The sequence below is a fragment of the uncultured Thermomonas sp. genome (genome assembly GCF_937872235.1).
GTDB lineage: Bacteria > Pseudomonadota > Gammaproteobacteria > Xanthomonadales > Xanthomonadaceae > Thermomonas > Thermomonas beijingensis.
The window spans coordinates 1-9645 of record NZ_CALMPC010000009.1; the positions used below are offsets into that span (position 1 = coordinate 1).

8 protein-coding genes are annotated in these 9645 nt (G+C 60.0%); all 8 read left to right on the forward strand.

The window, feature by feature from the left end:
* Nucleotides 1–1316 (forward strand): type IV pilus secretin PilQ (pilQ, locus tag QWB57_RS00990; RefSeq protein ID WP_288967948.1); only part of this gene is annotated, 1316 nt, incomplete at its 5' end.
* A gap of 133 nt (nt 1317–1449) precedes the next feature.
* Nucleotides 1450–2442 carry a MoxR family ATPase gene (locus QWB57_RS00995; RefSeq protein WP_288967950.1) on the forward strand — a complete coding sequence of 331 codons (993 nt, stop codon included), beginning with the start codon at nt 1450–1452 and terminating at the stop codon, nt 2440–2442.
* A gap of 12 nt (nt 2443–2454) precedes the next feature.
* On the forward strand, nt 2455–3357 hold the full coding sequence (locus QWB57_RS01000; protein WP_223629178.1) for a DUF58 domain-containing protein: 903 nt from the start codon (nt 2455–2457) through the stop codon (nt 3355–3357).
* Entirely contained in the window at nt 3354–3842 is a 489-nt protein-coding gene (locus QWB57_RS01005) for a DUF4381 domain-containing protein (protein WP_223629179.1), read from the forward strand. Before QWB57_RS01000 ends, QWB57_RS01005 begins: the two co-directional genes overlap by 4 nt.
* Nucleotides 3839–4846 (forward strand): VWA domain-containing protein, encoded by a 1008-nt coding sequence (locus QWB57_RS01010; protein ID WP_223629180.1) that lies wholly within the window; start codon nt 3839–3841, stop codon nt 4844–4846. Before QWB57_RS01005 ends, QWB57_RS01010 begins: the two co-directional genes overlap by 4 nt.
* Nucleotides 4843–6696 (forward strand): VWA domain-containing protein, encoded by a 1854-nt coding sequence (locus QWB57_RS01015; RefSeq protein WP_223629181.1) that lies wholly within the window; start codon nt 4843–4845, stop codon nt 6694–6696. The genes QWB57_RS01010 and QWB57_RS01015 overlap by 4 nt, the downstream gene beginning before the upstream one ends.
* On the forward strand, nt 6693–8339 hold the full coding sequence (locus QWB57_RS01020) for a BatD family protein (protein WP_288967953.1): 1647 nt from the start codon (nt 6693–6695) through the stop codon (nt 8337–8339). The genes QWB57_RS01015 and QWB57_RS01020 overlap by 4 nt, the downstream gene beginning before the upstream one ends.
* A gap of 50 nt (nt 8340–8389) precedes the next feature.
* The coding region (locus QWB57_RS01025; RefSeq protein ID WP_288967955.1) for a dicarboxylate/amino acid:cation symporter at nt 8390–9645 on the forward strand (1256 nt) is incomplete at its 3' end.

The window sequence follows — 9645 nt, forward strand, 5'->3', positions numbered from 1 at the left end:
TGTGGGTGGCCCCGCAGAAGGAAATCGCCGATTTCGAACAGGCCAAGGAAGATGCGCGCATCAACCTGGAAGAGCGTTCGGAAAAAGTGACCGAATACATCCCGGTGAATTATGCCAGCGCGGAAGATATCGCCAAATTGCTGACCGAAGAGAGCAAGGGCAACCAAGGCGGCGGTGGCGGCGGTGGTGGTGGCGGTAGTCAAGGTGGGCAAAATTCACAAGATCGTGGTTTCTTGTCCAGCCGTGGCAGCTTGAGTTACGACAAGCGGACCAATACGTTGCTGGTCGTGGATATCGCAAAGAAAGTAGATGCCATCAAGAAGTTGGTGCAGGAACTCGACAAGCCGGTTGATCAGGTAGTGATTGAAGCCCGCATCGTGATCGCCAACGAAAATGTGGCGCGCGAGCTGGGTGCGCGATTTGGTATCAGTGGCAATCGTGATAATGCCTATTTCAGTGGGAATTTGGAAACAAACACCACGAATAATCAATCAATTGTCAGTACCGATCTGGCAAATCGCAATGAAATTGCACGTGTCAATGCTGCAAATAGCAAGATATTGAACCAGTATCAGTCGGATACAAAGGCGTACCAGAATAATTTGGCAGCATGGCAAGCAAAGGGTGATCCCACTACGGCAGCACCAACCCCACCGACACAGCCTACGCTGGAGACTGCCAAGTTCCTGACCAACACTATTACCCGTGGCTTGATGACCAATTTGCCGGCTGTGCTTAGTGGGACAAGTCCGGGCTCATTGGCCTTGTCTATTCTCAATGCCGGGTATTTATTGGACGTCGAGCTGTCCGCAATTCAGACTCAAGGCCGTGGTGAAGTCATTTCCAACCCGCGTATCGTGACCAGCAACCAGAAGGAAGCGGTGATCCGCCAAGGCAAGGAAATCGGCTACCTGACTGTATCTGGTGGTCAGGGTGGCAATGTGCCAACGGTACAATTCAAGGAAGCACTGCTGGAATTGAAGGTCACGCCCACCATCACCAATGATGGTCGCGTGTTCCTGAATATGGGAGTGAAGAAAGATGAGCTGGATGGCATGGTCAGCTTGGGCAGCTTCGGTTCAGTGCCTCAGATTGCCAAGCGCGAAGTGAATACGGCGGTGCTGGTGGAAGATGGCCAAACCGTGGTGATCGGCGGGGTGTATGAGTTCAGTGACACCACCGAGCTGTCCAAGGTGCCTTTCTTGGGCGATATCCCGGTGCTCGGGAATCTGTTCCGTAACAAGAATCGCAGCAAGAGCAAGGCTGAATTGCTGGTGTTCGTGACCCCGAAGGTGATGCGCGTCAGTCAGCGTTGATTGCGGGCAATCGCCCCAGTTGTGCAACGGGAGCCGCAAGGCTCCCGTTGTCGTTTCGGGCCACCGCAAACCGGTGAGCGAACCATTTTGGCGTGTCGTGGTCGAACCCGCTGCAGAGCAATCAGGAGTGACGATGGAGAGTCAGGCAACCGTTAGCAGTCATTTGCACCACACCTTTCGTCGGCTTGGCGAGGAACTGGCCGGAGAAATCGTCGGGCAGGCCATGCTGATCGAGCGCTTGATGATTGCCTTGCTGGCCGACGGCCATCTATTGGTGGAGGGCGCACCCGGCTTGGCTAAGACCAGTGCAGTGCGGGCCTTGGCGGCACGCTTGGATGCTGACTTTGCGCGCGTGCAATTTACCCCCGATTTGCTACCTGCTGACCTGACCGGAACCGAAGTGTGGCGACCGCAGCAGGGGCAATTCGAGTTCCAGTCAGGCCCGATTTTTCATTCAATTCTGCTCGCGGATGAGATCAACCGCGCACCAGCCAAGGTACAGTCTGCCTTGCTGGAGGCGATGGGCGAGCGCCAGGTCACAGTGGGTAGGCAAACTTATCCGTTGCCAGCGTTGTTCATGGTGATGGCAACGCAAAATCCAATTGAGCAAGAGGGTACGTTTCCATTACCCGAGGCGCAGTTGGATCGCTTCCTGATGCACGTGCGTATCGGCTACCCGCAGGTGGAAGCGGAAACCGAAATCCTGCGCTTGGCACGCGAGCGCGCACGCGAAGCGATGCAGCCACAACCGCGTACTACGGTTCGTATTTCACAGGGAGATGTGTTTGCCGCACGTCGGGCGGTGCTTGATCTGCACATGGCGCCGACATTGGAGCGTTACCTGATCGAGCTGGTGTTGGCTTCGCGTGATCCTGCGCGGTATGACGCTGGCTTGGCAAGACGTATTGCGTGGGGTGCCAGTCCACGTGGGTCGATTGCACTCGAGCGCTGTGCGCGTGCCCGTGCATGGCTGGCCGGGCGTGATTTTGTGACACCCGAGGATGTGCGTGCGGTTGCGGTCGATGTCTTGCGCCATCGTGTGCTGCCTAGTTTCGAGGCAACCGCCGAGGGTTGGGATGGCGAGCGCTTGGTGAACGAGCTAGTGCGGCTGGTGCCGTTGCCGTGAGTTGGCATCGTTATGCATGAAGGCATCATTCCGACACTCGCCGAGCTCATCGCCCTGCGCACGCAGGTTGCGGGGCGGCGGGTGGCGCGGCGCGGAAGTTCAGGTGTGCAGGGCCACGCGCAATCAAATCTTCGTGGGCGCGGGATGGAGTACGCCGAGTCGCGGGAATATGCGATGGGTGACGACGCCCGGCATATCGATTGGCGGCTGACCGCACGTAGTGGAAAGCCGCATACCAAGCTGTATCAAGCCGAGCGAGAACGGCTGACTTTACTGGTGGCCGATACCGCGCCGGCGCTGTATTTCGGTACACGCGTGCGCTTCAAATCGGTGCAGGCCGCCCGTGCGGGTGCGCTGGCAGCATGGTTGGCGGCTGCAGACGGTGATCGTATTGCTGCTTTGCGCGGCACTTCAAAAGAGGCTCCCGTTGCACCAGCCTCTGGTTCACGTGGAGCGCTGCGGGTGTTGGATGCATTGGTGCGCTGGTATGCCCATCCGCCAACGGATGATCTCGGCTTGGTGCAGGCACTGAAGCAGGCGCAGCGCTTGCTGCGGCCTGGCTCGCGATTGCTGGTGTTGGCCGATCCTGCCAGCCTGCCATCCGTTCCCGACGCACTATGGCCTGCCTTGGCGCAACATCATGAATTGCTGGTGGTGGTGTTGACCGATCCGTTGGAATGCCGGCCACCGGTTGCACGATTGCCGTTTCGCACTCGCAATGCTGCGCGTATTGCGCTGGATTTGGACAGTGCCGCTGTTCGGCAGCGTTGGAAACATGTATTTGCAGACCCCGTTGAGCAGACAGTCGCCAAGTTGCAAGCGCAGGGTGCCCGTGTGATGCGAGTGTCCAGCGAGGATGCGAGTGATGTCTGGTTGTCGCTGCTGCAGCGCGCACCTGCGGGGCAGCGGCGATGACGCCGGCCTCGGTTCCCGCGCTGCCAGCACTGCCACTCAAGGCGATGCATCCTGGGCTTTCACCCGCGTGGTGGCCACCGGCACCGGGTTGGTGGCTGGTGCTGCTGGTGGTGGTGTTACTGGCGGGTGGAGTCGTCTGCTGGCTGCATGGAAAGCGGAAACGCACTAACGCGCTAATGCATTATTTCGATCATGCATTAGCGCAGGCGATCACACCGGCGGCACAGGTGGCCGCGATGTCGGAATTACTGCGGCGCGCAGCGCGCAGTGTTGATCCGTTGGCGGATCGATTGGCGGGGCTTGCTTGGCTGCAATTTCTCGATGCTGGCTTGCCGCACCCGGTATTTACATCAAATCAAGGTACTTCAGACATCGGCGCCACGTTATTGGAGGGTGCATTTCGGCCGCAAGTTGAGGTGCACGCCGTGGATGCCTTGCGCCAACATGCGCGGCAGCGCTATGTGCTGTGGATGCGTGGCATATGAGTCTGTTACCAGCCTGGCTTGCCTTTGACGGATTTGCATGGCCGTGGTGTTTGCTGTTGTGCCTGTTGCCATGGCTGGTGCGCTTGTTGCCGCCGATCATCGGGGATCAGCAGCCGGCATTGCAGGTGCCGTGGGCAAACAGGTTGCAGCAGGTGGCTGCGGGCAACCGCGGTCTAGTCAGCCCGCACAAGTTTCCATGGCTGGCTTGGCTGGCGTGGTGCCTTGTGTGTGTGGCCGTCGCAAGGCCACAGCAATTGGGCCCAGCGGTGGCACCGCCACAGGCCGGGCGCGAGATGATGTTGGCGGTCGATCTGTCGGGCAGCATGGGCGAGGAGGACATGGCGCTGGGCGGGCGTGCCGTGGATCGGCTGACGGCGATCAAGGCCGTGGTGTCGGATTTTCTGGATCGACGCGACGGTGACCGCATCGGCCTGATCGTGTTCGGAGATCGTGCGTTTGCACTCACCCCGCTGACGCAAGATCGCGCCAGTGTGCGTCAGCAACTACAGACAATGGTGGTGGGCTTGGCGGGAAGATCCACTGCAATGGGCGATGCCATTGCGCTTGCCACCAAGCGTTTGCAACAACAACCGAATCCAGAAAAAGTGCTGATTTTACTTACCGACGGCGTCAATACTGCCGGGACATTGGATCCGCAAAAAGCGGCGCAGATCGCAAAACAGGCAGGTGTACGGATCCATGCCATTGCCTTTGGCGGTGATGGTGCTGCGGTGTCGCTACTGGGGTTTCAGTTGCCGCTTGGGGGCGGTGATGACGTAGATGAAGCAGGCTTGGCACGTATCGCCAAGGTGACTGGTGGCAAGTTCTTTCGTGCCCGCGATACCGGACAGTTGGTCGGTATCTACCAGGAAATCGACAAGCTCGAGCCGGTGCAGCGGCAAGGCCAAGCTGTGCGGCCCTTGATCGAACGCTATCCGGCTCCGTTGAGTGCGGCTCTGGTGCTTGGTTTGCTGGCAGTGTTGTGGCCAAGGCGGACAGCATGAGTGGATGGCTCAGCACACTGGCGCAGCTACATTTCCTGCGGCCGTGGTGGTTGCTGGTGCTGTTGTGCGTACCGGCCTTGCTATGGTGGCAACGATCACGCATGCGGCAAAACAATGTGTGGCGCGATGCTGTGGATGCGCATTTGTTGCCGCACCTGTTGGAAGCAGATCACCCGTCATCGAAAAATGCGTGGCATGGCCGCTGGGGGGTATGTGCGCTGGTGCTGGCGATGCTGGCACTGGCGGGGCCCAGCCTGCGCAAGGACGTGCGGCCGTTGTGGCAGGCACGCATGCCTTTGGTGATTGCGCTGGATCTTTCCAGCGCCAGCATGGCGACAGATTTGCCGCCGAATCGGCTGGCGCAGGCACGCACCAAAATCGCGAATTTGTTGCGCGCGCGCGCGGGCGGCCAGGTGGCCTTGGTCGTGTTTGCCGAGGATGCCTACACCGTTGCACCGCTGACATCAGATGCCGCGAACCTTGCCCTGTTTCTGGATGCGCTATCACCGGATGTGATGCCGGAGGATGGGCAGCGGCCGGATCGAGCCATCCGCTGGTCGCAGCAACTCCTGCAGCAAGCCGGCTTCAGTCGCGGCGATATTTTATTGCTCACCGATCACGCCAGACCCGACGACCTCAACGCTGCGTCGCTGGCGCGAACAGCCGGCTATCGGGTGTCCGTATTGGGCTTGGGCAGTGCGCAAGGCGGCGTGTTCCAATCAGGCAACGGTTTGCAGCGTGCGCGTCTGGATGCCGACTCCTTGCGCGCCTTGGCCAGCCGAGGTGGCGGCGAGTATGTGCGATTGACTACGGATGATGCCGATCTGCGCAGCTTGGGCGTATTAACAGCGACCGGCAAGGCGCTGGCAACGGCACAGGGCAGCACGGTTGCCAGTTGGCGGGATGATGGTTACTGGTTGTTGCCGATCGTGTTGCTGTTGTGTCTGCCTTTGTTTCGTCGTGGTGGCATTCTCGTGCTGCTACTGGCGTGCGGCGTGTATTTGCCGCTGCTATCCACGCCCGCATACGCGCAAACCGACGTGCTGGGAAAAGGATCACTGTGGCAGCGCGCCGATCAGATGGCCCATGCGCGGATGCTGCAAGGTATCGCCGCTTATGACAAAAACGACTACGCACAAGCGATTGCCACGCTATCGACGTTACCCAGCGCCGATGCGCAATACAACCTGGGCAATGCACTGGCCCGCGCCGGGCGGTATGACGACGCCATTGCCGCTTACAACCGCGCGTTGCAACAACAACCATACATGGCCGATGCGCAGTTCAACAAGCGCGTTGTGGAGCAGGCCAAACGTGAGCAGCAACAACAGAAAAGTCGATCACAGGACGGCAAGCAGTCGCCGCGCTCGCAAGGTGCGCAGCAAGCCAATTCGCAAAACAAGCCACAAGACAGCCAACAAGGTAATACGCAACAGCAGCAAGCGCAGAATCAAAATGTAGCGCAGGGCCAACCGCAGTCACCTAAGCAGGATGGGTCCCGGCAGAATGCTTCGCAGCAAAACGCTTCGCAGCAGAATGCTCCATCGAGGCATCAATCCAATACACAGCGATCACCACAACCGCAGGATGCACAAGCGCAGCAGCAAGCCAATACCGCGCAGCAACAGCGCATGCAGCAAGCGTTGCGCGATACGCAGAACCCGCAGCGGGATGCCGCTGCCAAGCTGCCCCGCAAGCTGCGGGTCGGCCAGCCACCAGAAACCTCTGCACAGCGTGAGCAGCGGCTGGCAGACCAAGCGACGTTGCAGCGCGTGCCGGACGACCCCGGTGCACTGCTGCGCGCACGCTTCCAATTGGAAGCCCGGCGTCGGCGTGGTGACGGGCCATGAAGCGTGCGTGCCTGGGTATGTTGCTGCTGATGTTGCTGTGGGCGACGTCGGCCTTCGCGCAGACGCGGGCGGTACTGGATCGCACCACCATTTCCTTTGGTGAAACCGTTGTACTGACCATCGAGACCGACCAAGGGGTGCAGCAGATCGACTATGCACCACTGCAACGCCAGTTCGAGATTGGCGGGCAAAGCGTGCGTCGAAGCTATGCCTTGGTGAACGGTCGCGCCAGTGCAACGACCGTGTTTTCGATTGGGTTACGTCCGCGCGGCCCGGGGGTATTGACGCTGCCTGCACTGCGTGTGGGCAACGCGGTGACTGCACCGTTGCGATTGCTGGTGCAGCCGCCCTCGGTGCAACAGGCCAGCGCGCATAGTGATGTATTTGTGGAAACCCAGGTGGATGCCAGCCAGCCTTATGTGCAGCAGGCGGTAGGGGTGACCGTGCGCTTGAATTACGCGGTGCCGTTGCTGTCTGGGCAATTGGATTTGGATACCCCAGACACGGCCGGCCTGCAGCAAGTGGGGGAGGACGCTACCTATGAGCGTGACATTGGCGGGCGCCGCTATCACGTGGTGGAGCGCCACTACTTATTGATCCCCGAACGTAGCGGCCCGTTGCGCTTGTCGGGTGCGCGTTTCAATGGTTTGGCGGGTGGCGGCTTCGTCGATCAACTGTTTGATGAGGCACGTCATCCGTTATCGGCTGCGTCTTCCGGGCAAACCTTGCAGGTACAACCCATTCCGGTCAATGCCGCGCAGCCATGGCTGCCATTGCACGCACTGACGTTGCGTTATCTCAATCAGCCGGCCAGCGCACGAGTGGGCCAGGCAACCACGGTGCAGATTGAAGCTGTCGCCGATGGTGCTACCGCTGCGCAAATGCCCACCATCGAGATTCCGGCAACGGCGGCGGTTTCGGTATTTGCTGATCCACCGCAGGTGGAGGATCAGCTTTTCAACGGCAGGCCGCGCACGACGTTGCACCGCAAGTTTTCACTGGTCCCCAATCAAGCCGGTGCAGTGGTGTTGGCAGGGCCGAAAGTGGCTTGGTGGGATGCCGAGCAACACACTGCGCGGATCGCCGAACTGCCGCCGTTGTCGTTGCAAGTGGCCGCTGGAGTGGCTTCGGCAACGCGTCCGCAATCCGTAGCGCCGGTGGAAGCCGTGCAGTCCACGCTCCCGCAACAGTCTGCGCCTGCCGCCCGGATGCAGGATGCGTGGATCTCGCCGCGCAACGCTTGGCTTTTGCTGCTGTTGATATTGATTGTCAGCACAGGATGGGGGGGGATGGCCGGTTATCGCAGACACCGCGCAAGGTCTGCCGCACACGCCGATGTCCCGGTGGCATCTCGGCCAGTGGCTTCGCTGCAACAGGCATTGCGCGATGGCGTGTTGCAGGACATCGGGCAAGCGTTGGTGCAGCAGGCAGGGTTGGCCACCGATGCTCTTGAGGGTGTTTGTACGAAGTTGGCAGACCCTGTGCAAGTCAGCGCAGTGCGGCAGCTGCAGCAGGCGCGTTGGGGCGGCGGGGATGCGGGGGCGGCGTTGCAAGCGCTGCGGAAGGCTTTTTCTGCGGGTGCACACTGGCGCAGGACGAGCCAGCAAGCCAAATCCCTCCTGCCGCCGCTCTATCCGGAATAGCGCCAAACCTTTGTTAAGCTGCGGCATTGATTTTGTCATTCGAGTCCCGCATGCACACCACAGTCACCGCGCCTTCCACGCCTGCCAAGGGCATGCCGCTGCATTACAAAGTGCTGATTGGTTTCGTGCTGGGCACCGCGTTGGGTCTGGCGGGGCACGCGCTGGCGTTGGATGCGCAGTGGATCCACGGGCTGATTGACTACGTCACCAAACCGTTCGGGCAAATCTTTCTCAATTTGTTGTTCATGCTGGTAGTGCCGCTGATTTTTTCGGCGCTGGTGCTGGGTGTGGCCGAATTGGGCGATATCGCTGCATTGGGCCGGTTGGGTTGGAAGACGTTGATCTACACCGCTGTGGTGACGGCCGCGGCGGTGGGGATTGGCCTGCTCTGCGTCAATTTGCTGCAACCGGGTCTGCACATGGATCCGGCGCTGGTGCAAAAAACCATGAGCGGCAATGTGCTGAAGGCCGGCGAAATTGTCAGCAAGGGCAACGAGCTGCGCCTGATGGACCTGCTGGTCAACATCGTGCCGCACAACATCGTGGGCGCGATGGCCGACGACAAACAAAAACTCGGCATCGTCTTTTTTGCGCTGATGATTGGTATCGGCTTGGTGATGAAGCCCACGCCCGGCACGCATGCCTTCAAGGGCGCGCTGCACGGCCTGTTCGAAATCAGCATGCACCTGATTGGGTTGTTCATTCGCTTGGCCCCGTATGCGGTGGCTTGCTTCATGTTCAACCTGACCTTCCAGTTGGGCTTTGATGTCATTCGCAGCCTGATCTGGTTTGTGGTGACCGTGCTGCTGGCGCTGGCCATCCACGGCTTTGTGGTGATCCCGCTGTGGGTCAAACTGATGGGCGGGATGTCGCCACGGGTGTTTTTCCGTGAAACCCAGGAAGCCACCCTCACCGCGTTTGCTACCGCATCGTCCACCGCCACCTTGCCGGTGACCCTGCGGGTGGCCGAAGACAACCTCAAGCTGCCGCGCAAAGTCAGCCGCTTCGTGCTGACCGTGGGCGCATCTGCCAACCACCATGGCACCGCCTTGTTCGAAGGCATCACCGTGCTGTTTTTGGCGCAGGTGTATGGCCTGCACCTGCCACTGACCCAGCAGTTGATGGTGCTGGTGCTGTGCATTCTCGGGGGTATCGGCACCGCCGGTATTCCGTCGGGTTCGCTGCCGGTGATCGCGATGATCTGCGGCATCATCGGAATTGATCCTGCCGGCATCGGCATCATCATCGGCGTCAACACCTTCCTCGACATGTGCCGTACCTCCCTCAACGTCACCGGTGACCTGGC

Excerpts from the sequence above, each read along its gene's own strand:
- QWB57_RS01015 (WP_223629181.1), top strand. The coding sequence starts at position 4,843 with ATGAGTGGATGGCTCAGCACACTGGCGCAGCTACATTTCCTGCGGCCG.
- QWB57_RS01020 (WP_288967953.1), top strand. The coding sequence starts at position 6,693 with ATGAAGCGTGCGTGCCTGGGTATGTTGCTGCTGATGTTGCTGTGGGCG.
- QWB57_RS01010 (WP_223629180.1), top strand. The coding sequence starts at position 3,839 with ATGAGTCTGTTACCAGCCTGGCTTGCCTTTGACGGATTTGCATGGCCG.
- QWB57_RS01005 (WP_223629179.1), top strand. The coding sequence starts at position 3,354 with ATGACGCCGGCCTCGGTTCCCGCGCTGCCAGCACTGCCACTCAAGGCG.
- QWB57_RS00995 (WP_288967950.1), top strand. The coding sequence starts at position 1,450 with ATGGAGAGTCAGGCAACCGTTAGCAGTCATTTGCACCACACCTTTCGT.
- QWB57_RS01000 (WP_223629178.1), top strand. The coding sequence starts at position 2,455 with ATGCATGAAGGCATCATTCCGACACTCGCCGAGCTCATCGCCCTGCGC.